The organism is Enterovibrio norvegicus FF-33 (assembly GCF_000286835.2).
GTDB lineage: Bacteria > Pseudomonadota > Gammaproteobacteria > Enterobacterales > Vibrionaceae > Enterovibrio > Enterovibrio norvegicus_A.
On the sequence record NZ_AJYD02000038.1, the window covers coordinates 924,219 to 950,147 of the forward strand.

The 25,929-nt window shown below is 46.8% G+C and carries 25 protein-coding genes; 7 read left to right on the forward strand and 18 right to left on the reverse strand.

Going from position 1 to position 25,929, the window contains the following annotated elements; translation table 11 throughout:
- Positions 1-233: 233 nt before the first annotated feature.
- The 3 genes from clpB to rluD form a co-directional block, all read right to left on the reverse strand.
- Positions 234-2,807, reverse strand: coding sequence for an ATP-dependent chaperone ClpB (gene clpB, locus A1OO_RS12345; protein ID WP_016958151.1), 2,574 nt, complete (start codon positions 2,805-2,807; stop codon positions 234-236).
- An 82-nt stretch (positions 2,808-2,889) separates the two neighbouring features.
- On the reverse strand, positions 2,890-3,633 hold the full coding sequence (pgeF, locus tag A1OO_RS12350) for a peptidoglycan editing factor PgeF (protein ID WP_016958152.1): 744 nt from the start codon (positions 3,631-3,633) through the stop codon (positions 2,890-2,892).
- A gap of 2 nt (positions 3,634-3,635) precedes the next feature.
- The gene (gene rluD, locus A1OO_RS12355) at positions 3,636-4,613 is read right to left on the reverse strand and encodes a 23S rRNA pseudouridine(1911/1915/1917) synthase RluD (protein WP_016958153.1); all 978 of its coding nucleotides are present in this window, start codon (positions 4,611-4,613) and stop codon (positions 3,636-3,638) included.
- A gap of 195 nt (positions 4,614-4,808) precedes the next feature.
- Here rluD and bamD point away from each other — a divergent pair, with 195 nt between their 5' ends.
- The 3 genes from bamD to pheA all read left to right on the forward strand — a co-directional run bounded on the left by bamD (position 4,809) and on the right by pheA (position 7,704).
- A complete protein-coding gene (gene bamD, locus A1OO_RS12360) occupies positions 4,809-5,540 on the forward strand; it encodes an outer membrane protein assembly factor BamD (protein ID WP_016958154.1) in 732 nt (243 codons plus the stop codon).
- Between the two features lie 380 nt (positions 5,541-5,920).
- Positions 5,921-6,259, forward strand: coding sequence for a ribosome hibernation-promoting factor, HPF/YfiA family (hpf, locus tag A1OO_RS12365; RefSeq protein WP_016958155.1), 339 nt, complete (start codon positions 5,921-5,923; stop codon positions 6,257-6,259).
- A gap of 275 nt (positions 6,260-6,534) precedes the next feature.
- Positions 6,535-7,704, forward strand: coding sequence for a prephenate dehydratase (pheA, locus tag A1OO_RS12370; RefSeq protein WP_016958156.1), 1,170 nt, complete (start codon positions 6,535-6,537; stop codon positions 7,702-7,704).
- A gap of 97 nt (positions 7,705-7,801) precedes the next feature.
- Here the strand turns inward: pheA and tyrA are convergent, their stop codons facing one another.
- From tyrA to yjjG, 5 genes are all read right to left on the reverse strand, one after another.
- Positions 7,802-8,929, reverse strand: coding sequence for a bifunctional chorismate mutase/prephenate dehydrogenase (gene tyrA / locus A1OO_RS12375; protein ID WP_017003219.1), 1,128 nt, complete (start codon positions 8,927-8,929; stop codon positions 7,802-7,804).
- A gap of 5 nt (positions 8,930-8,934) precedes the next feature.
- A complete protein-coding gene (locus A1OO_RS12380; RefSeq protein ID WP_016958158.1) occupies positions 8,935-10,011 on the reverse strand; it encodes a 3-deoxy-7-phosphoheptulonate synthase in 1,077 nt (358 codons plus the stop codon).
- A 273-nt stretch (positions 10,012-10,284) separates the two neighbouring features.
- Entirely contained in the window at positions 10,285-10,668 is a 384-nt protein-coding gene (locus tag A1OO_RS12385; RefSeq protein ID WP_016958160.1) for a DUF2799 domain-containing protein, read from the reverse strand.
- Between the two features lie 87 nt (positions 10,669-10,755).
- Positions 10,756-11,334, reverse strand: a complete 579-nt coding sequence (locus A1OO_RS12390; RefSeq protein WP_016958161.1) for an HdeD family acid-resistance protein — start codon at positions 11,332-11,334, stop codon at positions 10,756-10,758.
- Between the two features lie 269 nt (positions 11,335-11,603).
- Positions 11,604-12,278 (reverse strand): pyrimidine 5'-nucleotidase, encoded by a 675-nt coding sequence (gene yjjG, locus A1OO_RS12395; protein WP_017003221.1) that lies wholly within the window; start codon positions 12,276-12,278, stop codon positions 11,604-11,606.
- Positions 12,279-12,370: 92 nt separating this feature from the next.
- Between yjjG and A1OO_RS12400 the strand changes: the two genes are divergently transcribed.
- The gene (locus A1OO_RS12400; protein ID WP_016958163.1) at positions 12,371-12,565 is read left to right on the forward strand and encodes a hypothetical protein; all 195 of its coding nucleotides are present in this window, start codon (positions 12,371-12,373) and stop codon (positions 12,563-12,565) included.
- Between the two features lie 121 nt (positions 12,566-12,686).
- Here A1OO_RS12400 and rplS read toward each other — a convergent pair whose 3' ends face one another.
- The 5 genes from rplS to ffh all read right to left on the reverse strand — a co-directional run bounded on the left by rplS (position 12,687) and on the right by ffh (position 16,268).
- Positions 12,687-13,040, reverse strand: a complete 354-nt coding sequence (rplS, locus tag A1OO_RS12405; protein WP_016958164.1) for a 50S ribosomal protein L19 — start codon at positions 13,038-13,040, stop codon at positions 12,687-12,689.
- Between the two features lie 45 nt (positions 13,041-13,085).
- The gene (gene trmD / locus A1OO_RS12410) at positions 13,086-13,823 is read right to left on the reverse strand and encodes a tRNA (guanosine(37)-N1)-methyltransferase TrmD (RefSeq protein WP_016958165.1); all 738 of its coding nucleotides are present in this window, start codon (positions 13,821-13,823) and stop codon (positions 13,086-13,088) included.
- 38 nt (positions 13,824-13,861) lie between these two features.
- Positions 13,862-14,389, reverse strand: a complete 528-nt coding sequence (gene rimM, locus A1OO_RS12415; RefSeq protein ID WP_016958166.1) for a ribosome maturation factor RimM — start codon at positions 14,387-14,389, stop codon at positions 13,862-13,864.
- 28 nt (positions 14,390-14,417) lie between these two features.
- Complete coding sequence (gene rpsP, locus A1OO_RS12420) at positions 14,418-14,666, reverse strand: 30S ribosomal protein S16 (RefSeq protein ID WP_016958167.1); 249 nt, start codon at positions 14,664-14,666, stop codon at positions 14,418-14,420.
- A 225-nt stretch (positions 14,667-14,891) separates the two neighbouring features.
- Positions 14,892-16,268 (reverse strand): signal recognition particle protein, encoded by a 1,377-nt coding sequence (gene ffh, locus A1OO_RS12425; RefSeq protein ID WP_017003222.1) that lies wholly within the window; start codon positions 16,266-16,268, stop codon positions 14,892-14,894.
- A gap of 269 nt (positions 16,269-16,537) precedes the next feature.
- Here ffh and A1OO_RS12430 point away from each other — a divergent pair, with 269 nt between their 5' ends.
- From A1OO_RS12430 to A1OO_RS23885, 3 genes are all read left to right on the forward strand, one after another.
- Positions 16,538-17,335: a cytochrome C assembly family protein gene (locus A1OO_RS12430; protein WP_016958169.1), complete on the forward strand. Its 798-nt coding sequence runs from the start codon at positions 16,538-16,540 to the stop codon at positions 17,333-17,335.
- 91 nt (positions 17,336-17,426) lie between these two features.
- The gene (locus A1OO_RS12435; protein ID WP_016958170.1) at positions 17,427-18,701 is read left to right on the forward strand and encodes an HlyC/CorC family transporter; all 1,275 of its coding nucleotides are present in this window, start codon (positions 17,427-17,429) and stop codon (positions 18,699-18,701) included.
- A gap of 226 nt (positions 18,702-18,927) precedes the next feature.
- Positions 18,928-20,229 (forward strand): methyl-accepting chemotaxis protein, encoded by a 1,302-nt coding sequence (locus tag A1OO_RS23885; protein ID WP_016958171.1) that lies wholly within the window; start codon positions 18,928-18,930, stop codon positions 20,227-20,229.
- 95 nt (positions 20,230-20,324) lie between these two features.
- On the opposite strand, the gene A1OO_RS12445 is transcribed toward A1OO_RS23885, so the two are convergent.
- The 5 genes from A1OO_RS12445 to A1OO_RS12465 form a co-directional block, all read right to left on the reverse strand.
- On the reverse strand, positions 20,325-21,428 hold the full coding sequence (locus tag A1OO_RS12445; RefSeq protein ID WP_017003223.1) for an ABC transporter ATP-binding protein: 1,104 nt from the start codon (positions 21,426-21,428) through the stop codon (positions 20,325-20,327).
- Between the two features lie 4 nt (positions 21,429-21,432).
- A complete protein-coding gene (locus A1OO_RS12450) occupies positions 21,433-22,314 on the reverse strand; it encodes a carbohydrate ABC transporter permease (RefSeq protein WP_016958173.1) in 882 nt (293 codons plus the stop codon).
- A complete protein-coding gene (locus A1OO_RS12455) occupies positions 22,304-23,206 on the reverse strand; it encodes a carbohydrate ABC transporter permease (RefSeq protein ID WP_017003224.1) in 903 nt (300 codons plus the stop codon). Before A1OO_RS12455 ends, A1OO_RS12450 begins: the two co-directional genes overlap by 11 nt.
- 135 nt (positions 23,207-23,341) lie before the next feature.
- A complete protein-coding gene (locus tag A1OO_RS12460) occupies positions 23,342-24,589 on the reverse strand; it encodes an ABC transporter substrate-binding protein (protein WP_016958175.1) in 1,248 nt (415 codons plus the stop codon).
- Between the two features lie 84 nt (positions 24,590-24,673).
- Positions 24,674-25,669 (reverse strand): LacI family DNA-binding transcriptional regulator, encoded by a 996-nt coding sequence (locus A1OO_RS12465; RefSeq protein WP_016958176.1) that lies wholly within the window; start codon positions 25,667-25,669, stop codon positions 24,674-24,676.
- Positions 25,670-25,929 lie beyond the last annotated feature (260 nt).

Consider the following 25,929-nt stretch of genomic DNA (forward strand, 5'->3'; position numbering starts at 1 on the left):
ATATCGATTCAATGGGCGTTTCCTACTGGAAGCACTCACCGTGTCGATGGGCTGCATTATAGGGAGAATTGATATGTTGGCAAGGGATTTTTTAGAAAACCTCAATAAATAGACCTTTTTGCTCGACAATCACTCAAGACGCTTATAAAGCAATCTAATCCACCAGATTAAATGCACTAAAAGCAAGAAAGAGGCTATTTCTAGCCTCTTTCCATGTTCTCGAATTGAAAAAGTTATTGGATTGCTTTTATTTGGTCGTCCTCTACTACCAGTCGAACTGGCTTACCAGGTTTGACTTCACCTTTAAGGATGGCCTGCGCCAACGGGTTTTCAATACTCTGTTGAATAGCACGTTTTAACGGGCGCGCTCCATATACGGGGTCGAAACCCGCTTGAGCAATCAAGGTCAATGCTTCTTCACTAACCTCAAGCACCAAGTCTCGTTCAGCCATTCGCTGTGCGAGAAGATGTAACTGAATATCTGCAATCAGCTTGATGTGATCTTGACCCAACGGGTGGAACACCACAGCTTCATCAATACGGTTAATAAATTCTGGACGAAAGTGCTTGCTCACAACATCCATAACCATCACTTTGATACCGTCGTAATCCAATTCACCAAAGTGTTCTTGAATCCGATCCGAACCAAGGTTAGAAGTCATGATAACCACAGTATTGCGAAAATCGACAGTTCGACCTTGCCCATCAGTCAATCGACCATCATCCAATACTTGTAGGAGAAGGTTAAATACATCTGGGTGTGCCTTTTCTACTTCATCCAGCAAAATGACAGAGTATGGACGTCGGCGTACAGCTTCTGTTAAGTACCCGCCTTCTTCATAACCCACATAACCTGGAGGCGCACCAACTAGTCTCGCTACAGAGTGTTTCTCCATAAACTCCGACATATCGATACGTACCATGGCATCGCTACTATCAAACATGAACTCAGCTAGCGATTTGCAAAGCTCCGTTTTACCTACCCCCGTTGGCCCCAAAAATAGGAATGAGCCTATTGGACGATTTGGATCAGCAAGACCGGCTCGGCTACGACGTATGGCATTTGCCACTGAATTGACCGCTTCTTCTTGTCCAATAACACGGGAATGAAGTTCATCTTCCATTTGAAGTAATTTTTCTTTCTCGCCTTCAAGCATTTTGGCGACAGGAATACCTGTTTGACGCGACAGGACTTCGGCGATTTCAGCTTCTGTTACTCGGTTTCTGAGCAATGTCATTTCCTGCATCTCTGCTTGGCTTGCAAGATCCAGTTGCTTCTCTAGTTCCGGGATACGTCCATATTGCAGCTCCGACATTCGATTGAGATCACCCGCTCGACGTGCAATCTCTAAATCAGTGCGAGCTTGCTCTAACGCACTCTTTATATGTTGTGTGCCTGACAGCGCCGCTTTTTCTGCATTCCAAACCTCTTCCAGCTCAGCATAATCACGCTCTTTCTCATCAATCTCTGTCTGCAATGTTTCAAGACGTTTTTTACTTGCATCATCATTTTCTTTTGCCAGCGCTTGCTGCTCGATTTTGAGCTGAATAAGACGTCGTTCTAAACGATCTAGTTGCTCCGGCTTTGAGTCAATTTGCATTCGAATACTAGACGCTGCTTCATCAATAAGATCTATTGCCTTATCTGGTAATTGGCGATCAGAGATATAACGATGAGATAAGCTCGCTGCCGCCACAATCGCAGGGTCGGTAATTTCCACAGCATGGTGAAGTTCGTAACGCTCTTTCAGGCCACGTAGAATGGCAACGGTATCTTCCACCGTTGGTTCATTGACTAATACTTTCTGGAAGCGACGCTCAAGGGCCGCATCTTTTTCTACATATTGGCGATACTCGTCTAAAGTCGTCGCGCCAACACAATGTAACTCGCCACGAGCAAGTGCAGGTTTGAGCATATTACCCGCATCCATCGCGCCTTCTGCTTTACCGGCCCCCACCATTGTGTGGATTTCATCGATAAACAGAATGACATTGCCTTCTTCTTTCGCCAACTCGTTCAAAACTGATTTCAAACGTTCTTCGAATTCACCTCGATATTTCGCCCCCGCGACCAAGGAACCCATATCAAGAGAAAGCACGCGTTTATTGCGAAGCCCTTCTGGCACCTCGCCATTAACGATACGTTGAGCAAGGCCTTCCACGATCGCGGTTTTACCAACGCCCGGCTCGCCAATGATCACAGGGTTATTTTTCGTTCTGCGCTGCAACACTTGTATGGTGCGACGAATTTCCTCGTCACGACCAATCACAGGATCTAACTTGCCTTGTTCGGCTTTTTCAGTCAGGTCGACCGTGAACTTTTGCAGTGCCTGTCGGGACTCTTCAGCATTGGGGTCATCAATGGACTGACCGCCGCGAACTTTATCGATCGCTGCTTCCACTTTTTTTGTAGCCAATCCAAGACTACGCAATAGTTCTCCCAATGCCCCTTTTTCTTCGACTGCAGCGAGGATAAACAACTCAGAGGAAATGAATTTGTCTTTACGCTTTTGCGACAGTTTGTCGCACATGTTGAACAACATGCCCATGCCATGGGAAAGCTGAACATCACCGCCTGTACCAGTGACTTTGGGAAGTTTATCTAACAGTTCACTGAGACTAGAGCGTAATTGAGTAACATCAACATTAAGTAGTGTCATCAAAGGTCGAATGGTACTGCTGTCCTGATTGAGGAGAGACACCATCAAGTGGACGGGTTCGATGTATTGATTATCGCGCCCTAAGGCCAATGACTGAGCGTCGGAAATGGCCAGTTGGAATTTGCTGGTAAATCGGTCAAGGCGCATAGCCCCTCCTCTAATTTCGTCTAAGTTTGCATAACGAAAATGGGAGCGATCGTGACCGATTTCAAGTTATTTGGTGAAATTTTTATCGCATGCTATCTGTAGAGATCCAAATACAGCTTGCCTGACGGCCTGTACGAGCCTCTCGACGGTAGGAAAAAAAACGTTCTGGCTCTGAGACCGTGCAATGAGTCCCGCCATAAATATCAGTGACACCTGCCTGCGCAAGGCGACGGCGGGCTAGAAGATAAATATCCGCTAACCAGCGACCGTTACGCGGTTTAAATGCAGAGCTTGCGCCAGCATCCTTCGCTATAAATTGCTCTCTCACCTCGCCACCAACTTCAAATTTCTCTGCGCCAATAGCAGGGCCAAGCCATGCCATGACGTTTTTAGGATCAGAAAATTGAGCCAAGGTCTCTTCCAGCACACCATTAACCAAACCACGCCAGCCTGCATGCGCAGCCGCTACTTGAGCGCCATCTTTACTGCAAAAAAGTACAGGTAAGCAATCTGCAGTCATCACCACACAAACTTGCCCCATTTCAGCCGTAAAAGATGCATCAGCATCTGGTACTTGCAACGTTGACGTCAATGGTAGTGTCACCACACCTGTTCCATGGATTTGGTTCAGCCAGCTTGGCGCTGATGGCATACACATAACATCAGCTAATCGAGTACGGTTTGCCAAGACAGCATCAAGAGAGTCATCAACGTGAATACCCAAATTAAAGCTATCAAACGGCGGTTGGCTTACGCCTCCCGCTCGAGTAGTACTCACTGCTTTTACCGACAATGGTGCTGGCCAGTCTGGCGTGATCCAATCCATGCTTAGTAATCCAAGTCCCCAAGCTCAAGCGCATCAGCACGTAACACTTCAGTCAGATTCACCATGTCATCTGGGATCGGCGCATGCCATTCCATCGTTTCTTTTGTTGTCGGATGCTCAATACGCAACATGGCAGCATGTAGTGCCTGACGATCAAAAGAACGAAGTGTTTGGATTAGGGTATCACCAGCATTACGCGGCGGTCGTGGACGGCCACCATACAAGTGATCACCGATCAACGGATGATTCAAGTAAGCCATGTGAACACGGATTTGGTGAGTACGACCCGTTTCCAAGCGCACGCGTAAGCGTGTATGGGCACGGAAATGCTCAACCACTCGATAATGCGTGATCGCTGGTTTGCCCAACTCCTGAACCGCCATTTGAGTTCGCTTGGTCGAATGACGACCAATAGATTTCTCAATAGTACCGCCACCTGTCATGGTGCCCATCGCAATCGCTTCATATTCACGGGTGAATTTTTTACGCTTTTGCAATGCACGAACCAATCGTGTCTGGGTTGGAACATTCTTCGCAACCACCATTAGACCCGTGGTGTCTTTGTCTAGACGGTGAACAATACCTGCACGCGGAACTTCAGCGATCTGCGGGTAAAGATGCAACAAACCATTTAGGACGGTGCCATCTGGACAACCTGCGCCTGGATGCACAACCAAACCACGAGGCTTGTTGATCACGACAATATCATCATCTTCATAAACGATATTAAGTGGAATGTCCTGAGCTTCCCAACGCAGTTCATCTTCAATATCCGCTTGAACAACGATGGATTCGCCACCCATCATTTTCAAACGCGGTTTATTGGAGATTTCACCATCGACAGTCACTTTGTCTGCAAGAATCCATTCTTTGATGCGCGATCGGGAATAATCCGGAAACAACTCCGCTACCGCCTGATCGAGACGTTGCCCTAGTTGATTCTCATTAACTGTACTGTTTAACTCTAACTGCTGTGCCATAACGAACTTTTTGATTCTCAATGAGACTAATACCGTATTACGCGATTTTCAGCCCTAGGGCTTGGTCACGTTTACTTGTTGGTATTATATCTGGCCGATGGGTAGAATAACCTCTATCGCGCCATTGTAGCTTTTTGCGGCTGAATCCGTAATGGCAAAGGCTGAAAATATTCTTTCAAGGAAGCACCTGTAGTAATGAAACGCCTTACTTTATCCTCACTACTTGCCATTTCCGTGCTGGCTGGATGTTCAAGCACTGAAGACATTGTTCCTGATATTCCGCCGTCGGAGCTGTATCAGGAAGCACAGGTTTCACTTAACCAAGGCAGTTGGAATACCGCGATCCAAAAACTCGAAGCCCTCGATTCTCGCTATCCTTTTGGCGCCTATTCAGAACAAGTGCAGCTTGATTTGGTCTACGCGTACTACAAAAATGATGACCTAGCCTTGGGCGAGGCGACGATTGATCGCTTTATGCGTATGAATCCCGGACATCAGGAAATGGACTGGGTCTTGTATATGCGTGGCCTAACGAGCATGGCGCAAGACAGAAGCTTTATTCATGATGTAATGAGCATAGACAGGAGCGATCGAGATCCTGAGCCCGTACGCCGTGCCTTTATTGATTTCCGTCGTTTGCTAGATCGCTATCCTGATAGTGAATATGCTGCTGATGCTCAAAAGCGACTCGTCTCATTGAAAAACCGCCTGGCGGACTACGAATTGGCAACCGCTGATTTTTATGTGAGACGTGAAGCATGGATTGCTGTGATCAATCGTTGTCAACAAATCCAGCGAGATTTCCCTGACACTGACGCCGCGAAAAAATCATTGCCATTAATGCTTAAAGCTTACGAAGAACTTGAGCTTGAAGAACCAGCGAAGCGTACTCGAGAACTGATTCAGTTAAACGGCGCTGGCGCATAGCACAACCTATCAACGAAAAAAGCAGCCATTTGGCTGCTTTTTTTATCATTCGGTATACATGCCAATCTGATATATCCCCAAGTACTCACATAGGATACGTATGCAAGTTGGTGAATTATTCATCAACAAGATTATTTAGCACGAATAAAATCCCTAACATTGAATGTTTGTTAGCGACCTTATCTCCTCATCTTGCAACACATCCAATCCTTACATCAAGCACTTTCTGGCAGTTTTAAATCAGAGTTAAAAACAGGATCACAATTACTTAGACAGATAAACTTTCACTGCATAAAGGTGATCTAGATCACTTTATTTATCCTACAGAAACGTAATCTGAAAGTGAGCCCGGCAAAGGGCAAGCAAAAGAGGAAAGACCTATGAGAGTAGAAGTTACTGGTAAAAACATCGACGTCACTGCAGCTATCCGCGATCGAATCACATCTCGTTTTGAAAAGCTGGAAAAATGGCAAGTCGCTCTCATTAACCCTCATGCAGTCATCAGTGAAGCACCTGGAAACAAATTCAAAGTAGAAGCCGGCGTATCGGTTCCTGGCACAAAGCTGGTTGCATCAGCAGAACATGATGATATGTATGCAGCAATAAATGACGTAGGTCAGAAACTGGAGAAGCAACTCAACAAACAAGCTCACAAAGGTGAAGCTCGCCGCGCAAGTCACATTGACGTGCCGGAAGATGAAGAATCTGAAGTTGTATAAACCCATTGAGGATTAAAAAGAATCAGCCCCGCCAATGCGGGGCTTATTCGTCTTGACATGACACGGTCAGCCCAATATGGTTGAACAATATAACGTCAACTAAAACCACTATCGATGACACTGACAACCTCGTTTTTCTTTCGCTTTTTTATCCGCACCTTTTGAGGTGGGGTTTAGGGCGAGCATCGATAACGATAGAATCCCGAAGCCTCCCTCCATCAGGGGGGCTTTTTTATGTCAGTCAGGGTCAGACTAAGAAACAACAGGGAAAGGGAATGAGTAAACCAACTATGTCACTGGATGAAATCAGAGAAAATGTCAGTCGAATCGATAAGCAATTGCTATCGCTACTGGCTGATCGCCGCAAGCTCAGCCTGGAAGTTGCGAAGAGCAAAATTCAAACCCAGAAACCTGTTCGTGATATAGAACGAGAGCAAGCTCTTCTGGAAAGACTGGTCGCCGATGGCCACACCCACGATCTTGACCCGCAGTACGTCACCAAAATCTTCCACAGTGTTATTGAAGATTCCGTGCTCTATCAGCAAGCATTTTTACAACGCTTGGCGAACCCAGACAATGAACAGCCCCTAGCTCGTGTTTCGTTTCTCGGTGGGAAAGGCTCATACTCCAATCTTGCTGCACGCAATTTCTTCGCCCGTAAACACACTAAGCTTGCTGAAATTCAATGCCCAAGCTTCAAAGAAGTCATTGAAGTAGTCGAAAGTGGCAACGCAGATTACGGCGTTCTGCCGATCGAAAATACGAGTTCTGGCTCAATAAACGATGTTTATGACCAACTTCAGCACACGCGTTTGTCCATCGTGGGTGAAATCACGCAGCCTATCGAGCACTGCTTATTGACCTCGGTGGACACTGACGTTGATAAGATTAATGTGCTTTACTCGCACCCGCAGCCACACCAGCAATGCAGCGAGTTTCTACGTTCACTGGGCAACATCAAACAAGAATATTGCTCCAGCACCGCCGAAGCGATGAAAGTCGTGGCTGAATTGAAACAACCAAACGTAGCGGCGATTGGCAATGCGAGCAGTGGTGAGCTTTACGGGCTGAAACCGCTCAAGTTTGGCATTGCCAATCAGCAAGAAAATCACACACGTTTTATCGTGGTGGCGCGTAAACCTATTGACGTCACTGCTCTGATACCGGCCAAAACCACTTTTATTATGTCTACAGGACAAACTGCGGGCTCACTGGTGGAATGTTTGCTGGTGCTGCGCACCCGAGGCATCAATATGACCAAACTTGAGTCACGTCCGGTATTGGGCAACCCTTGGGAAGAAATGTTTTACGTCGATGTGGAAGGCAATATGCGCACAGACATCATGAAAGAGACGCTAGAAGAGTTGACCAAGCTGACACGCTACATCAAAGTATTAGGCTCATACCCTATTGAGAATGTTGCCCCAACTGAGATTGATGTCTAACGGCACAACTCACCGTCAGCATGACTTTTATCCAGGTAAATAAAAAGGAGCAATTGCTCCTTTTTTCATTTCTCGTTATGCCACTTTCCAATAAAGACTAACCTCGGTGAGCAGTATCATTCGCTTGCCTCAGCAAGTTCTGGCTTTCTTTTAAGAAGCGCGGAGCGAAATCACCAAACCAGCCATCAACCTGCTTAAAGGCAGTAATAAAACCATCTTTGTCTTTTTGATCAAGTAACTCAATCGCTTCACCAAAGCGAGCATGGAAGCGCTTAATCATGTCTATATTCTGGTTAGACGACATAATAATGTCCGCATAAAGCTGTGCATCCTGTGCAAACAAGCGCCCTACCATTGCCAACTCAAGACGATAAATCGGTGAACTGAGTGCAGTGAGTTGTGACAAGTTCGGGTTTTCTTCGGCCAAATGCAGGCCGTAAACAAATGATGTAAAGTGGCGCAATGCTTGGATCAGAGTCATGCCCTGATCATGCTCAATCGCACTGATACGATGCAAACTCGCCCCCCAGATACGAAACTGCTCTAGCAACCATTGGTAAGCTTCGGGATTACGACCATCACAATATACAATGACCTGCTTAGCCAAACTCGCAATGTCTGGCCCAAACATAGGATGCAGACCCACAACTGGTCCCTTATGGGACTCGAGCATAGCTTGCAACGGCTCACTCTTGATGGAGGTAAGATCAGCCAAAATACAATCATCTGGCAAGGTACTGAGCTGTCGAATTACAGAGTCTGTTCGATGAATAGGTACGGTGACCACAACCATCCCTGCATCCGATAGCATGGCTTCCGCGTTATCCCAATCTTGGCTACCCAGCACTTTCACGTCATAACCTGACAGACGAAATAGCTTACCGAATAATTTGCCCAGCTGTCCGTTACCGCCAACTATCACAATGGAGCGCAATTCAGGATTAAGGCATTTAAACCCCGAGTCATTCTCACTGGCGTATGATTCACGCATTGTACGGCGAAGAATATCCTCGATCAGATCAGGTGGAATACCTTTGAGTTCGGCTTCCTGACGGCGAGAAGCCAGCATTGCCGCCTCACGATCAGGCGCATAGATAGGCAAACCATGACGGCTTTTCACTTCGCCCACATCCGAAACGAGTGCTAGGCGTCGCGCTAGTAATTCCACCATTTGTTTATCGACTTCATCAATCTGATCCCGGAGAAGGGACAACTCTGCAACCATGAGGCTTAACTTCCTTTTAAACGCTGTTCCAAGAATGGGGTCAAATCACTATGTGCACGACGCAACAGGGTTTCAGTGTCCTCCCAATCAATACATGCATCCGTAATAGACACGCCATAAGCCATCTCTTCACGCGGAAGATCCGCAGATTGATTTCCTTCATGGATGTTACTTTCAATCATCAAGCCGATAATAGACTGATTACCTTCACGAATTTGATGAAAGACATCCTCGGCCACCAGTGGCTGACGATGAAAATCTTTACGAGAGTTAGCATGGCTGCAGTCTACCATCAGAGATGCTTCTAGCCCTGCGTCTTTCATCTCATTTTCGCATTCCGTCACAGAGACAGAATCGTAATTTGTTTGTTTACCACCACGAAGGATGACATGACCATCAGGATTGCCTTGGGTAGTCAATAACGCAACCTGCCCCTCTTTATTGATCCCCATAAAACGGTGACCAGACGAAGCCGCTTTCATCGCATTAATTGCAGTAGAAAGGCTACCATCAGTACCATTTTTGAAACCGATAGGCATTGATAGACCACTGGCCATTTCACGGTGAGTCTGTGACTCCGTCGTGCGCGCACCGATAGCCGCCCAACTAAACAGGTCGCCAAGGTATTGAGGGCTAATTGGGTCAAGCGCTTCAGTAGCCAATGGCAAACCCATATCTGACAGCGTAATCAACAACTCGCGCGCTTTGTGCAAACCCGCTTCTACATCAAAAGAACCGTCAAGGTGCGGATCGTTTATCAATCCTTTCCAGCCAACCGTTGTACGTGGCTTTTCAAAGTAAACACGCATCACGATATAAATCTGGTCGTTCAATTGATCTGACAACGTTTTTAATTGTTTAGCGTATGCAATCGCAGCCTCGGTGTCGTGAATTGAGCAAGGTCCACAAACCACCAACAAGCGGTGATCTTTTTTATGGATAATATTGGCGATGTCATCACGTGATCTAGAGATAAATTCCAGCGTCTCTTTTTTCACCGGCAGTTTTTGGCGTAACTGCTCTGGCGTGATCAGTACCGTTTCATCCTGAATGTGTACATTCGTCAGCAGATCTCTTTCCATGAAAACAATCCTTACTTAATCTTTTAGTGCTTAACCATATTGAACAGCGTTGTTTTCGCCGCAGATGTCACACACCTTATCAATCTGAAACGGGATTGCAAGCATTCGTAAAGAAAAAATAACATTGTAATGATAAGTTTACACAAAGAAATGAAATTGGCTTTATTAGAAGCTATGAAAGGGAGGAAGGATAAAGTCGGGAAATATATTCGTAAACAAAAATGAACAAAGGCCAAATAATGGCCTTTGAATTGGAACACGATCAGCAGCTAATCAGAAAGTCTGATCGGCAGATTGGAAGTCCTCAAAGCCTCGCTGCCATTGCATCTGAAAGCGCATACCATCATCTTGGTTTGAACACACCCCAAGGTATTGCATACCAGACAGACCTATATCATAAGCATTGTTAACATCGCAGTAGAGATCGATGCCAGTGTTATAACCCGCTTCATAGCCACCAACGTCTACATTTTGAACGCCAGCTTTATTGGCCAAAGCATCCAGATTGGACATAGAACGAGAGGGTAAACCTCTCACACCATCACGCTCACCGACCGCCTGCCAGTTACCTTTTTGAACCAAAGACTCTGTTGCTTCGATATTCACACAACCAACCAAAAGCAACGCCAGTAGCGACGTCAGGAATTTATTTAGCATCCTGTTCCTCAATTTATCATTCAGACGAAAAGGCATTCACTATAGACGAATAACCCGTTTTTGACTGCGATTTCCTGATGCAATCAACTAACTGTCTGACGTTTTCATGCTTTTGAGTTTGAAAGACAAAGCAACAAACAACACACCAAACACAAACGCATACGTCGCAATAACCCATACCAACGCCATCGCACCAGCTGCTGGATTACTCATCAAGAAGCCACCAAACAAGATAGAAATAATACCGCCAAAGATTAACAGCCACTCACCTGTGATTTCTTTACGAAGTCTGATCGCGGTAATGATTTCTAGCACCCCTTTGACGATTGCCCAAACAGCTATATAAAAAAGCAATGCAACTGCCGTCAGGCCAGGGACGGCAAACGTCATGATCCCTGCCGCGATCCCCACTACGCCCCAAAGTAACAACACAACCCAGTTATCATGATCTTTACGCTCAACCAAGGCTGTCCATACTTGCAAGCTGCCATCCACAAACGCGTAAATGCCAAAAACCAGCACTAAGGTTTCTATCGACTCTCCCGGCGGAAGCGTCCACATCATAAAGCCAAAAATAATGGCCGCAATACCACGTAGCAATAACACCCACCAATTACGGGATAGTACTCCCACCATTTGCTTAGCCAGTGTTTCGGTTGGTTCCATTACTTGTCTCCTCAAATTGTTCTTTTGGTTTATCTCTATCAAAAGCCCAAGCAGAAAACCAAGCTAACAACAAATACAACTAGCGTCGGTAAGATGCTGACTTACCTAAAGAGTGAAGACTGCTTTGAGTCAGTACGGTGTTCTATCTTTGAAACCAAATGAATATTGCAAAAACAGGAGAGCAACATGAGAAGAGAAAGGCAAATACATGAAGGGAAAATAGTCAGCAGGTTGCACGAACAACCTGCCTGCAGACAGTGTTTAGCGCATTAGCCTAGTAAATAGCGTTCAATCTCCGCCCAAGAGTTGGCAATATAAGTCGGAGAGACACCATTGGACACACATTGTTCATCACGGTTTAGCCAGCAAGTATCGATACCCGCTTTATTCCCGCCAAGAACATCCGAATCAGGATTATCTCCCACCATCAAAATGCGCGATTTTTCTGGTTGTCCCATTTTCTCGAAAGCATAATCGAAAATCGCCACGTCTGGCTTAGCGACCCCAACCTCTTCCGATATCACCACCAAATCAAAATACTCACTCAAATTCGTTTTTTCCAAACGCACTTGCTGAAGCTGAGTAAAACCATTGGTGATGATGCCGAGTTTGGCTTTTTGAGCGAGCACAGGAATTAGCTCACTCACTCCCTCAAGTGGCTGGCACACATCGACCATGGCATTCAAAAAGAGACGATTAAGTTTCGCGGGGGAAACATTCAGTCTTTCCGACCACAGAACGAAGCGATCTTCCTGTAATTGCTTTGCAGTGATCTCGCCGTTTTGGTATTTTCCCCAAAGTGGCTTGTTCACGGCTTGGTATTCAGAAAAGTCTTGCACAGAGAAATCAACGCCAAGGCCAGAAAACAGGGCCTTTAATCCAGCAAATGCATCAAACGAAAACAAAGTTTCATCTGCATCAAATAAAATCCAATCGTATTTCACGCGTAATCCTCCATAGCAACAACGCATTATACCCGAGTCACCTCAATATGCAGGATTCAGAGCCACACATCACGCTCAATTTAAGGAGAAAAGTGGAAGGAATAGTCCCCCTCCCTTTCGACCCTTTTCGTCAAAAAAGTGAGCGTGATGTGTGGCTGCCAAGCACCAGTCTTGTTGGCTTCCAGGCTTTATTGCTGACTTTCAACGTAGAGCCACTATGTTTTCAAATCAGCGCCTTGCCGGCGCAGCCAGCAAACCAACAACTTCTCGCTGAACAAGCATCTTGAGGTTGCTCAGCTGTATATAGAAGAAAGCTTTAGCTGAACGTTTGTCTTTGTACCGATAAAAGAAAAGCCCGCCAAATGGCGGGCTTTTTCTATCCCTTGCGGGGTATAAACGCCGGAGCGATTATTTCTTAGTGAGACGCTCTTTGATACGAGCTGCCTTACCAGAACGCTCACGCAGGTAGTACAGTTTGGCACGACGTACTGCACCGCGACGTTTAACAGTAATGCTGTCAACAACTGGTGAGTGAGTTTGGAATACACGCTCAACGCCTTCACCGTTAGAAATCTTACGAACGGTAAATGCAGAATGCAGACCACGGTTACGTTTCGCGATTACAACACCTTCATAGGCCTGTAGACGTGAACGCTCACCTTCTTTAACTTTAACCTGAACAACAACAGTGTCACCCACTTTGAAGCCAGGAATGTCTTGCTTAAGTTGCTCTTCTTCGAGCGCTTTGATGATGTTACTCATTTTCTATACCCTAGAATAAACTGATACTAAGTATGTTTAGGAACTTTAACTGTGTTCTTTAATGAACGCAGCAAGTAGTAATTCCTGTTCGTCAGTCAGAGCTAGGTTTTCCAGGAGCTCTGGTCTTCTGAGCCAGGTTCGGCCTAGCGATTGCTTCAATCGCCAGCGGCGTATGTCCTGATGGTTACCGGATTTCAGTACCGAAGGTACATCGAGTCCGTCTAACACTTCAGGTCGCGTGTAGTGTGGGCAATCAAGCAAGCCATTTGCGAAAGAATCTTCTTCCGCTGACGCAAAGTCTCCAAGTACACCCGGTACAAACCGAGCGACTGCGTCAACCAACGTCATGGCAGGCAGTTCGCCACCACTGAGCACAAAATCACCAATAGACCATTCTTCATCGACTACGGTTTGTATAATGCGCTCATCTACCCCTTCGTAGCGTCCACAGATAAGAATCAAGTTCTCATTCTGCGCCAACTCTTCGACACCTGCTTGGTCAAGCTTTCGACCTTGAGGTGAAAGGTAAATCACTTTCGCCTTGCCTTTGGCGGTATGTTTGGCAGCGTCAATGGCATCGCGCAAAGGCTGTACCATCATCAACATGCCCGGGCCGCCACCATAAGGTCGGTCATCAACCGTCCGGTGTTTATCGTGAGTAAAATCGCGGGGATTCCACGTTTCTACTTCGAGTAGGCCTTTTTTTACCGCCTGGCCAGTTACCCCAAAATCGGTAACAGCACGGAACATTTCAGGAAAAAGGCTGATAATACCAACCCACATTTTTCCGCTCCTATTGCTTTAAGTGTTACCTGGGGATTTTAAAATCCAGGATCCCAGTCAACTTCGATCCGTTGAGCAGAGCGATCAATCGACTTGATGACTTGCCCATCGAGGAACGGCACTAGGCGTTCCTTCTGTCCAAAAGCATCTTTCAAGTTTGCAGTCACGACTAACACATCGTTAGAGCCTGTCTCCAGAATGTCCGAGACCTTACCCAGGTTGTAACCTTTGGTAGTGAACACTTCCATACCGTAGAGCTCTCGCCAGTAGAATTCTTCATCCGACAGCGCAGGCAATACCTCTGGGTTAACCGCAATTTCGGCATTCGTCATGACCTGGGCGTCTTCACGCAAATCCAGACCATTCAGTTTACCAACAAAACCTTGACCATGGCGTTTCCAGTCTTCAAGACCGAATTCTTGCCACTCGCCACGCACCTTAATAAACCAAGGTGTGTAGTCGAAAATACTTTCAGCATTTTCAGTGTAAGAAAAAACTTTGAGCCAACCACGGATGCCATAAGAAGCACCTAGCTTGCCTACTACAATCTTTTCTTGCTCACTCATTTCTTCTTTTAACCCTGACACTGATAAATTACGCAGCTTTCGCAGCGTCTTTGATCAAGCGTGCTACTCGGTCAGAAACCGCTGCACCTTCGCCAACCCAATGGGTAACGCGATCAAGGTCCAAACGCAGTTTCTCTTCTTGACCTTGTGCGATCGGGTTGAAGAAACCAATTTTCTCGATGAAGCGACCGTCGCGAGCTTGGCGGCTGTCGGCAACAACGATTTGATAGAATGGACGCTTTTTAGCGCCGTGACGTGCCAAACGAATGGTTACCATATCGTCCTCTATTGCATTACTGAATTAAATTGGCCCTGCGTAAATACAGGGCCTCGTGCCAAAATAAAGCTCCGGAATTTTACGCTTTCTGTGATCGAATGCAACTGCTTTAGCTAAAAAAGCATCAGTGCAAATAAACAATCAATCACTTAGCAAATCCGGTTGCTTTAGTCTTTTAGGCCTAGGTGCTTCACATTCCTAGACCTTTATTTACGTAGCATACGCTTAACGCGGGAACATTCCACCGCCTCCGCCCATGCCACCCATCATGCCTTTCATATTGCGCATCATGTTCTTCATGCCACCCTTTTGTATTTTCTTCATCATTTTCTGCATTTGGGTGAACTGCTTAAGCAAACGGTTAACGTCCTGAACTTGTGTACCAGAACCCGCAGCAATACGCTTTTTACGTGACCCTTTAATCAGGTCAGGCCGTGTACGCTCTTTTGGCGTCATGGAATTGATGATGGCTTCCATTTGAACGAACATTTTGTCGTCCACTTGGTTTTTTACATCATCAGGAAGATTGGACATGCCTGGCAGTTTATCCATCATGCCCATCATGCCGCCCATGTTCTTCATCTGTTGTAACTGATCACGGAAGTCTTGCAGATCAAAGCCTTTCTTCTCTTTGAACTTTTTCGCCAATTGTTCCGCTTTATCGGTATCGACATTGCGCTGGAGATCTTCAATAAGCGACAGTACGTCTCCCATCCCCAAAATACGACTTGCAATACGATCAGGGTGGAAGGGTTCAAGTGCGTCAGTTTTCTCGCCCACACCCAAGAATTTAATCGGCTTACCCGTAAGATGACGCACAGACAGCGCCGCACCACCACGAGCATCACCATCGACTTTCGTCAGGATCACACCGGTCAATGGCAGTGCATCGTTAAATGCTTTTGCCGTATTTGCGGCATCTTGCCCCGTCATGGCATCAACCACAAACAGGGTTTCTATTGGATTTAGAGCAGCATGGATGTCTTTAATTTCATCCATCATGGCTTCATCGACATGCAGACGACCTGCAGTATCGACAATCACCACATCGTAAAATTTCAGCTTGCCGTGCGCCAGTGCTGCTGATGCAATATCAACAGGCTTTTGATCTGCCGTTGAAGGGAAAAAATCGATCCCAACATCCGTCGCCAACGTTTCCAACTGTTTAATCGCCGCAGGGCGATAAACGTCAGCCGAGACCACCAGCACTTTCTTCTTGTGGCGCTCTTTGAGCATTTTACCCAGTTTACCGACGCTGGTCGTTTTACCCGCACCTTGCAAACCTGCCATCAACACAACCGCAGGAGGCTGGGATGCCAAATCCAATTCAGCGTTGGACTCACCCATCACAACTTCTAGTTCAGATTGAACTATCTTGATGAATTCTTGACCTGGCGTCAGGCTTTTGGATACTTCAAGGCCAACCGCACTTTCTTTTACTTTTTTGACGAAATCACGCACCACAGGAAGCGCAACATCGGCTTCAAGTAACGCCATACGCACTTCGCGCAGGGTCTCTTTAATATTGTCTTCAGTGAGTCGACCACGACCGCTGATATTTTTCAGCGATCGAGATAAACGATCCGTTAAGTTCTCAAACATGTCCTACTCGCTCTCTACGCGACGGCACCACAAAGCTGATAATACTCAGGTGGCGATCAACACAAAATTGCTGGGATTATAACTCATTATAAGCTTGTCTTACATGATGGCAGTGACGATAGTTTTAAAGGTAGTTGCTGTCACTTTCTGCTGAGTTTGCAAGCTGCAAGACGGTTATGCCTAAAAGATCGGCTGCCTTGCATAGCGACTCTTAGCTGTGCAGGGTATACTAAAACCTTTATTTTTTACGCGATGTTGTTGAAAGACGCATGGATATTTTTATAGCACTCCTAGCCGCACTGCTCTATATAGCGGCACTTATGCAGATCATACCCGGGCTATCCGGCCCCAATCAGATCCCTGCAAAACGCGTTTTTCTCAGCGCTTGCGGTGCACTCGCTCTCCATGCTTATCTGATATCTGATCTTATTTTTGCCGATGGCGGCCAAAATCTCAGTATCCTTAATGTCGCGTCTTTGATCAGTTTTATTATTGCCGCTATCACTACCGGTCTTCTTTTCAAAATGCGCGTTTGGGTATTACTGCCCGTCGTCTACAGCTTTTCTGCAATTAATCTTACTGCTGCGACCTTGCTTCCAGGGGCTGTCATTTCGCACCTTGAAGCGAACCCACAGGTCCTTTTGCATATATCACTGGCTCTATTCTCTTATTCAACACTGATGATAGCGACATTGTATGCCATACAATTAGCGTGGCTTGATCATCAATTGAAGAGTAAGAAAAAGCTCATGATGAATCCGAATTTACCGCCACTAATGGCCGTAGAACGTCAGTTGTTCAATATCATTTTGATTGGTGAGATTTTACTGACGCTAACGCTGATAACTGGCTTTGCATTCGTGCATGACATGATTGCCCAAGGTAAAGCGCATAAAGCTATTTTATCCGCCATGGCATGGTGTGTTTATGGCACCTTACTATGGGGACACTATCGTTCTGGATGGCGTGGTCGACGTGTTATTTGGATAAGTATTGTAGGCGCATTTTTGCTGACTCTGGCCTATTTCGGCAGCCGATTTGTACGCGAAGTCATTATTGCTTCGTGATGACAGGGCTAAATTTTAACCATCGGGTTTGACAGCAGCTCACATTCTTGTCCTTAATTAGGGCTGAATTGAATAAAAAGGATCTTGTAATTTGGACGACATATCGACGGGAACGTTAATTTCCCTATTGGTATTGCTCATCGTCGTTTCAGCGTATTTCTCCGGTTCCGAAACCGGAATGATGTCGTTAAACCGTTACCGAGTTCGGCACCTTTCCAACCAAGGACACAAAGGCGCAAAGCGCGTAGAAAAGCTGCTTTCGCGCCCAGATAGGCTCATAGGCCTTATCCTGATTGGCAACAATCTCGTCAATATATTGGCCTCTGCCATCGCCACCATATTGGGTATGCGCTTGTACGGCGACCTTGGCGTTGCTATTGCTACCGGTGGTCTCACCTTAGTCATCCTTGTTTTTGCAGAAGTCACGCCAAAAACACTTGCCGCGCTCTACCCTGAACGCGTGTCCTACACCAGTAGTATCTTACTTAACATCCTAATGAAAGTGATGTACCCACTGGTGTGGTTGATTAATGGTATTACCAATGGCTTTTTACGTTTAATTGGTTTAACCACCAGCCATGATGGAAGAAACCACCTTAGCTCAGAAGAGCTGCGTACAGTGGTCAATGAAGCTGGCGGGCTGATCCCCCGTCGCCACCAAGACATGCTGATCTCGATTCTGGAACTAGAAGAAATTACGGTCAATGACATCATGGTGCCACGCAACGAGATTACTGGCATTAATGTTAATGATGATTGGAAAGCCATCATGCGTCAGTTAACGCATGCACCCCATGGTCGCATGGTGCTCTATCGCGATAACATTGATGAAGTTGTCGGGATGCTGCGTGTTCGTGAAGCCTATCGTATGATGGTGGAAAATGAGTTCAATAAAGAAAATCTGCTGAGAGCAGCCGATGAAGTTTACTACATTCCCGAAGGCACGCCTCTCAACGTGCAAATGCTCAAATTCCAGCGCAATAAGCAACGCATAGGTCTTGTTGTAGATGAATACGGCGACATTATCGGACTCGTCACTTTGGAAGACATTCTGGAAGAGATTATTGGTGAATTCACCACATCACTTTCACCGAGCCTTGCTGAAGAAATCACGGCGCTGCCAGACGGCAGTTACATGATTGACGGAACAGCCAACATTCGTGATTTGAACAAAAGCCTAAACTGGGCATTACCCACCGATGGACCTCGTACCTTAAATGGGTTAATACTCGAGCATTTGGAAGACATTCCTGATAGCCAAGTCAGCATTGAGGTCGAAGGTCATCAAATGGAAATTGTCGAGGTGGCAGAGAACATGATAAAGCAAGTCAAAATACTTCCCGTCCCCAAAAGCGCAAACGTCTAGTTTCTGCTCTCTACATGACTAAGCCAGCTAATCGCTGGCTTTTTTACACATTCACATCCCATTAGATTTCACTCCCTCAATTTTTTACTTGATGCGCATATTACATGGCTTCTTAAATATCAGACGTTAGTGTGATATTTGAACTATTTTTTAAAGAGCACTTTGCTGATACGTCAGATTAAACGCCTCATCAGCAAATGAGAATAACTTGTGGAAGGTAGATTCGATGTTCAATGGGAAATTAAAAAACAAACTTCAAGCCGTTGAAGAAGCTGCGGCTCATAACACGGCTTTGCTCGACGCAATCAATAACAGTGTCGCCACCATTTACTTCACGCCTGATGGTGTCGTCAAACGCGCTAATCACCTTTTCCTAGGCGCAGCGGGTTTTACCCTGGAACAACTAACGGGTAAACATCACCGCGAACTGTGTGATGCCGAGTATGCCCAAAGCGCAGAATATCAAAAATTTTGGGCGCGTTTACGTGCTGGAGAAGTGATTAGCGGCACGGTTGCTCGGAGAAACAGTAAAGGCGAACGCCTGTGGCTAGAAGCCACTTACTTCCCGATAAAAGAAAATGGGACTGTCACTGAAGTCATGAAGATTGCAGCAGACGTCACCAAAGACAAAATATTGCGTGATGATAACCAAGCTGTGGCTACCGCATTGGATAAATCAATGGCGACGATCGAATTCCTTCCTGATGGCACCATTGTTAAAGCCAATGCCAACTTTCTTGGTGCCGTCGGCTATTCACTTGATCAAATCCAGGGTAAACACCACCGCATGTTCTGCCCAGACCATTTTTTGCAGGCCAACCCCAATTTCTGGGCTGAACTGGCCTCTGGTGATTTCAAAGGCGGGCAGTTTGAACGCAAAGACGCCAAAGGCAATGTGCTTTGGCTACGAGCCACCTATAACCCGGTATTTGACGACAAAGGCAAGGTTGTTCGTGTTGTAAAATTCGCCAGCAATATTACCGAAAAGATTGAACAAGAACTGGCCATTCGAGCAGCAGCTGAAATCGCCTACTCCACATCGGTCGAAACATCGCAAATTGCTAAGCAAGGGGCAAGTGTGTTGGAGTCAACGGTGTCAACGTCTCAATCTATTTCTGAACAGGTGCTGGAAACATCCGCCTCGATTTCCCAGCTAAACGAACAATCTAAAAGTATTGAAGCGATTGTCTCGACGATCAGCGACATTGCAGATCAGACAAACCTACTCGCTCTCAATGCGGCCATTGAAGCCGCACGAGCAGGCGATCAAGGCCGCGGTTTTGCGGTGGTTGCAGATGAAGTTCGACAATTGGCAGCAAGAACCAGCCAATCAACCGCAGAGATTGCAGACGTTGTGAAAAAGAATCGAGATCTAACATCAGAAGCAACACGTAAGATGTCGAGCGTGTCCGATTCTGCGGAACTGGGTAAGCAACAAATATCTGAAGCCTCGTCAGTGATGGAAGAAATTCGCGTTGGCGCTGAAAACGTGGCACAAACTGTTTCGGGCTTGAATACGGGCAACTAGCCTCATTCACCAGTAAGAAGCGCCACATAAAAACCTCGGTGCAAAAAAAACCCATGTTGATTTACCAACGTGGGGCTTTCTACATGTTTAACCACTCACCGGATACGCATTCCTGTTTCTCGATCAAACAACACCAGCTTTTCTGGGTTGAAAGCAAAGTGAGTGATATCACCCAGTTTTAAATTAGCATTAGCGGGCATTCGCGCCACGACTTCTTTTCCAGACAACAACGTAATCACATACGTATCTGCCCCTGTTGGCTCGGTGACATCCACTTTGCAAAGCAGTGTTCCTTCACCGCCCTGCTTTTGGTCAGAGATGTCTTCCGGACGCACACCAAGGCTCACCGTTTTACCAACATAAGAGGCCAACTCAGAAAAACCACGGTTATAGCTGACGACTTGTGCTTCCCCTTCATGCCCATGGATCTCAAGTTGAGTCTTCGAGCTATCTGATGCTTCTACCTTTGCATCAAACAAGTTCATCGAAGGGCTACCCATGAAGGTTGCCACAAACGTATTTGCTGGGTTGTCATACACCTCAGCGGGTGAGCCAAGCTGCTGCACTTCACCATCTTTCATGACCGCGATTTTGGTGGCTAGCGTCATAGCTTCAATCTGATCATGAGTAACATAAACAATCGTGGCGTTTAGGCGCTGGTGGAGACGTTTGATTTCCGTTCGCATGTCTACCCGTAACTTCGCATCAAGGTTAGACAATGGCTCATCAAACAAGAAAATTTTCGGGTCGCGCACCAGTGCACGCCCCATCGCGACACGCTGTCGTTGGCCACCCGACAATTGACCCGGTTTGCGCTTCAGTAAGTGCTCAATTTGCAGCATGGCTGACACGTCACCAATCAAGCGCTCACGCTCTGGTTTTGGAACGTGACGCATTTCCAGACCAAACGAGATATTCTGTGCCACCGTCATGTTCGGATACAAAGCGTAAGACTGAAACACCATCGCAATATCACGATCAGCGGGATGCAGCGTATTGATCATGTTGTCACCGATCATCACGTCGCCATCACTGATGCTATCAAGCCCTGCAATCATGTTCAGCAAGGTTGATTTACCGCAACCTGAAGGTCCTACCAGCACCAAAAAATCACCATCATCAATGGCAATATCAATACCCTTTAAAACCTCTATTTGTCCAAACCGTTTTTTTACGTTATTGAGCGTCAAAGATGCCATTGCATTATCCTTTTACTGAGCCCGCCATGAGACCGCGAACGAAGTAGCGCCCGGCCAGGATATAAACCAAAAGCGTGGGAAGTGCAGCAATCATGGCACCAGCCATGTGCACGTTGTATTCCTTCACACCCGTCGAAGAGTTAACCAGATTATTCAATGCGACTGTGATAGGCGCAGTCCCCCCCGACGCAAACGAAGCGCCAAACAGGAAATCGTTCCAGATATTTGTGAACTGCCAAATGATCGTCACCACAATGATCGGGCCTGAGCTTGGCAATAAAATGCGGAAGAACATTCTAAAGAACCCTGCGCCATCAATCATGGCGGCACGGATCAATTCACTCGGAAAGGCTTCGTAATAATTACGGAAGAAAAGTGTGGTAAAGCCAACGCCATAAATCACATGCACCAGCACCAAGCCTGCCGTGGTGTTCGCCAAACCAAGCGTCCCTAGAACTTGACTCATGGGGACGAGCACGACCTGAAATGGGATGAAGCAGCCAAACAGCATGATACCAAATACCCAACGATGTCCTCTAAAACGCCACTTAGTCAGCACATACCCATTCAAGGCTCCTAAGATTGTCGATATCAAGACACCCGGCACTGTGATCATAATGGAGTTCATGAAATACCCATTAATCCCCTCACACGTCAGTCCGATACAAGCCGAGCCCCAAGCTGAAACCCAAGGCTCTATCGTCCAAACCTGAGGTAGCGCCAACATGTTGCCTTGACGAATCTCATCCAACTCTTTAAACGAAGTCACCAGCATGACAAACAAAGGAAGTAAGTACATACAACCGAACACGATCAGCGTGATGTAAATCAGCGCGCGCCAAAAACGAGCCCCTTGGAAAGGTGTGTTATTTTCCCTACTGCTCATGCTTTTTCTCCTTCAACTCGCTATAGAGATACGGCACGATAATCGCGGCGATGGTCATTAACATGATGATGGCACTCGCTGAACCCACCGCCATTTGGTTACGGGAGAAGGTATAGGAGTACATAAAGGTGGCGGGCATTTCGGTGGCATTTCCGGGGCCACCGCCTGTCAATGCAATGACCAAGTCGTAGCTCTTTATCGCCATGTGGGCGAGCACGATGAAGGCACTGAGAAACACCGGACGCAATTGCGGAATAATGATACGTCGATACATTTGAAAGGCTGATGCGCCATCAAGTTGCGCTGCTTTCAGCATTTCACTGTCAATACCACGAAGGCCCGCAAGGAACATTGCCATGACAAAACCAGAGGTCTGCCAGACCCCGGCAATCACCACGGTGTAGATCGCCATGTCGGGATTGATCAGCCAATCGAAGCTAAAACTTTCCCAGCCCATCTCTCGCATGGTTTTCTCAAGGCCAAGTCCTGGATTAAGGAACCATTTCCACGCCGTCCCTGTCACAATAAAACTCAGCGCCATGGGGTAGAGAAAAATGGGTCGTAATGCGCCTTCTATACGGATTTTCTGGTCGAGCAAGATAGCGAGAAATAACCCCAGCGCACAGCAAATCACGATGTACAAAATACCGAAGATGGCGAGGTTTTCCAGCGCCACATTCCAGTTCAGACTATTCCACAGTTTTTCGTAGGGACGCACACCATCTAGGTTGTAATTGGGCAGCATGCGTGAGGTGCTAAAGGAGATATACGTTGTCCATGCAATAAACCCATAGACAAAGAAAAGTATCAGCGCAAAGGAGGGCGCGATGACAATTTTAGGGAGCAACTGCTGCCAAAATTGGCGAGAGCTGTATTTTCCAGGAGAAGACATAAATCAGTCCTTGAAGCGAAAGGCTAACAAAATGCGAGGTTCAATAGACAGAAAAGCCTTCTATCTAAGGGCGATAGAAGGCGCATTCGACACACGAATGTCGCCTTCTCTTTCCTCGCTACTGCTATCGATTCCCTACTGCGCGTCTTGCACCGCAGAGACCAAGGCTTTTGTCGCTTGCTTCGAATCCATGCCACCATTGAAGTGATTAGTCACCACATCATAAACGGCATTTTTCACTGCGGCAGGTGCAGCGTGTCCATGGGCCATACTGCCAACCAAGGTGTTGTTTTTGTTAGCTTCAGCAAGATCGGCCATGCCTTTCTGACCGCAAGCGTCAAACGCTTCATTTGATACGTCAGTACGGGCTGGCACTGAGCCTTTCACCACGTTAAATGCAGACTGAAAGGTCGGCGACATAATCGCTTTTGCCATTGCTTGTTGGGCTTTTGATTCGCCCACATCAAACATCACAAATTGGTCAGCATTGAAGGTCACCATGCCTTGCGTGCCCGGCATACGGAAACATAAGAAATCTTCATTGGGCTTCATGCCCGCTTTGAGAAACTCGCCTTTCGCCCAGTCACCCATGATTTGCATGCCTGCTTTGTTTTCAATCACCATCGCAGATGCCAAGTTCCAATCACGACCCGGGAAGTTCTTATCTACGTAACCGCGAAGCTGAGACATACGATCAAACACCTTCACCATGGTGTCTGAACCTAGCGCCTCCGGATCAAGATCAATCATCGCCTTGCGATAGAAATCAATGCCGCCCGTTGTTAGCACCACGCCATCAAACAGGGTAGCGTCTTGCCAAGCTTGACCACCGTGAGCCAGCGGGATATACCCTGCAGCTTTTAGTTTATCCAGCGCACCAATCAACTCCTCCCACGTTTGCGGCTGTTTAACACCCACTTCATCAAGCAATTTTTTGTTGGCCCAAATCCAGTTGGTCGAGTGGACATTAACCGGTGCTGAGACCCACTTGCCGTCGTACTTAGAAAAACGCTGCAATGCACTAGGTACTTTGTCATTCCAGCCTTCCGCTTCTGCAACACTGTTAAGGTTGGCAACGACATCTTCTGCCGCCCAATCTTGAATATCAAAACCCAGCATTTGCACAGCTGTTGGTGGATTACCAGACGTTACTCGAGCACGCAACACTGTCATGGCATTACCACCACCACCGCCCGCAACTGGCATGTCTTGCCAGCCAATGCCTTGGGTACCCAGATCGTCTTTTAGTACGGTCAGTGCTGCGGCCTCACCGCCCGACGTCCACCAGTGCAATACTTCCACATCTTCTGCCTGCGCGACCGCTGCGCTTAACAGCAAAGTACCTGCGAGGGGCAGGGTTTGAATCATGTTGCGTTTTCTCATGATAGTAGTCCCATCTGTGTCATTGACCTGCGTTTACTGCAGCCATCCTTTTGTTGTTGAGGAAAATTAGGCCCATTCACTCGCCTATTTCCCCACCGAACAACATGACGAACGAATCACTAGTTCCACACCAACGAGGGCGCTTTCTGGCACTTTTTGGTTCTCTCGCCATTGCTGTAATCTTTCACATGCCATCAGGGCAATGTCTTCTGCACTGACTCTCACTGTGGTCAGCGCCGGTGACATCAGCCGACTGTCTTCTAAATCATCGAATCCCACCACAGCAATATCTTTGCCAGGGGTTAATCCTCGCTCGCGCAACGCGGTATACGCGCCGTAAGCCACCACATCCGTAAAACAGACAATCGCAGTGATATCTGGTGCGCGGTCTAACACTCGGTTCAGCGCAATTTTCCCGCCTTGGCGCTTGGTCGAGCTTGGCTCAATATCACCAGTTTCAACAGACAACTCGGCCTCTTCCATCGCTCTCATAAAGCCTTGTTTGCGCTCTTGATAATCAGATATCGACTCAACCCCACCGATGAATGCGATCCGCCGATGCCCAAGGCCAATCAAGTATCGGGTTGATAAATACATACCTAGGCGGTTATCTGGCATCACAGTTGGTACATTTGCCCCTTCAACATCACGCATCAAACACACAACGGGAGATGACGCATCGGCCAATGCTTGCAGCCAAGCCGCTTCAGTCTTGGGCGCTGGCGTAATAAAAAAACCAGCGACATTGTGTTCCTTAAGTGAAGCGACCATCGCGGTTTGCCGCGCCACACTTTCATTGATATTGACGACAATAGGCATAAAGCCTTGCTGCTCCAACTGACCTTCAAGCGCAATAATGACCTGTGCCAGATAAGGATTGGCCAAGTCGTTTGCCACGATGGCGACAAGATTCGATTCTTTGTTTCTCAGCCCTGCCGCATCGCGGTTGTAGACATAACCTAGCTCACCTATCGCCAGATTCACTTTTTCAACGGTTTCAGCCTTCACTCCTGTATTGCCGCGAAGCACTAAAGAAACTGTGGATTTAGAGACGCCCGCTGCTTTTGCAACGTCAATCACAGTGGCCTTTCGTCCACTGGAATGTCGTGATGATTTGCTCTCAGGCACGGATGAACAGTCCTCGGGTTATCGCTTTCCAGCCAATGAAAAAAGTTATCTTTCAATTACAAATATATGCGAGACACCAAAGCCATTGATTAAAAAATAAACTGGAACGTTCCAATAAAGGTAGTATATTTGTGTAAATTAAGTTGCAAAAACGTTAAATGCGAAGCCAAAAACAAGCGATAGATCACGCGGTGAAATGAGAGTTTGTTAGG

What these genes read in the sequence shown, in the direction of transcription:
- pheA (WP_016958156.1), top strand. Translation starts at nt 6,535, where the DNA reads ATGAGTAAACCAACTATGTCACTGGATGAAATCAGAGAAAATGTCAGT.
- A1OO_RS23885 (WP_016958171.1), top strand. Translation starts at nt 18,928, where the DNA reads ATGTTCAATGGGAAATTAAAAAACAAACTTCAAGCCGTTGAAGAAGCT.
- tyrA (WP_017003219.1), bottom strand. Translation starts at nt 8,929, where the DNA reads ATGGTTGCAGAGTTGTCCCTTCTCCGGGATCAGATTGATGAAGTCGAT.
- clpB (WP_016958151.1), bottom strand. Translation starts at nt 2,807, where the DNA reads ATGCGCCTTGACCGATTTACCAGCAAATTCCAACTGGCCATTTCCGAC.
- A1OO_RS12385 (WP_016958160.1), bottom strand. Translation starts at nt 10,668, where the DNA reads ATGCTAAATAAATTCCTGACGTCGCTACTGGCGTTGCTTTTGGTTGGT.
- ffh (WP_017003222.1), bottom strand. Translation starts at nt 16,268, where the DNA reads ATGTTTGAGAACTTAACGGATCGTTTATCTCGATCGCTGAAAAATATC.
- rimM (WP_016958166.1), bottom strand. Translation starts at nt 14,389, where the DNA reads ATGAGTGAGCAAGAAAAGATTGTAGTAGGCAAGCTAGGTGCTTCTTAT.
- rplS (WP_016958164.1), bottom strand. Translation starts at nt 13,040, where the DNA reads ATGAGTAACATCATCAAAGCGCTCGAAGAAGAGCAACTTAAGCAAGAC.
- pgeF (WP_016958152.1), bottom strand. Translation starts at nt 3,633, where the DNA reads ATGGATTGGATCACGCCAGACTGGCCAGCACCATTGTCGGTAAAAGCA.
- A1OO_RS12445 (WP_017003223.1), bottom strand. Translation starts at nt 21,428, where the DNA reads ATGGCATCTTTGACGCTCAATAACGTAAAAAAACGGTTTGGACAAATA.
- A1OO_RS12390 (WP_016958161.1), bottom strand. Translation starts at nt 11,334, where the DNA reads ATGGAACCAACCGAAACACTGGCTAAGCAAATGGTGGGAGTACTATCC.
- trmD (WP_016958165.1), bottom strand. Translation starts at nt 13,823, where the DNA reads ATGTGGGTTGGTATTATCAGCCTTTTTCCTGAAATGTTCCGTGCTGTT.
- hpf (WP_016958155.1), top strand. Translation starts at nt 5,921, where the DNA reads ATGAGAGTAGAAGTTACTGGTAAAAACATCGACGTCACTGCAGCTATC.
- A1OO_RS12460 (WP_016958175.1), bottom strand. Translation starts at nt 24,589, where the DNA reads ATGAGAAAACGCAACATGATTCAAACCCTGCCCCTCGCAGGTACTTTG.
- rpsP (WP_016958167.1), bottom strand. Translation starts at nt 14,666, where the DNA reads ATGGTAACCATTCGTTTGGCACGTCACGGCGCTAAAAAGCGTCCATTC.
- bamD (WP_016958154.1), top strand. Translation starts at nt 4,809, where the DNA reads ATGAAACGCCTTACTTTATCCTCACTACTTGCCATTTCCGTGCTGGCT.
- A1OO_RS12450 (WP_016958173.1), bottom strand. Translation starts at nt 22,314, where the DNA reads ATGAGCAGTAGGGAAAATAACACACCTTTCCAAGGGGCTCGTTTTTGG.
- A1OO_RS12430 (WP_016958169.1), top strand. Translation starts at nt 16,538, where the DNA reads ATGGATATTTTTATAGCACTCCTAGCCGCACTGCTCTATATAGCGGCA.
- A1OO_RS12380 (WP_016958158.1), bottom strand. Translation starts at nt 10,011, where the DNA reads ATGGAAAGAGATCTGCTGACGAATGTACACATTCAGGATGAAACGGTA.
- A1OO_RS12455 (WP_017003224.1), bottom strand. Translation starts at nt 23,206, where the DNA reads ATGTCTTCTCCTGGAAAATACAGCTCTCGCCAATTTTGGCAGCAGTTG.
- rluD (WP_016958153.1), bottom strand. Translation starts at nt 4,613, where the DNA reads ATGGCACAGCAGTTAGAGTTAAACAGTACAGTTAATGAGAATCAACTA.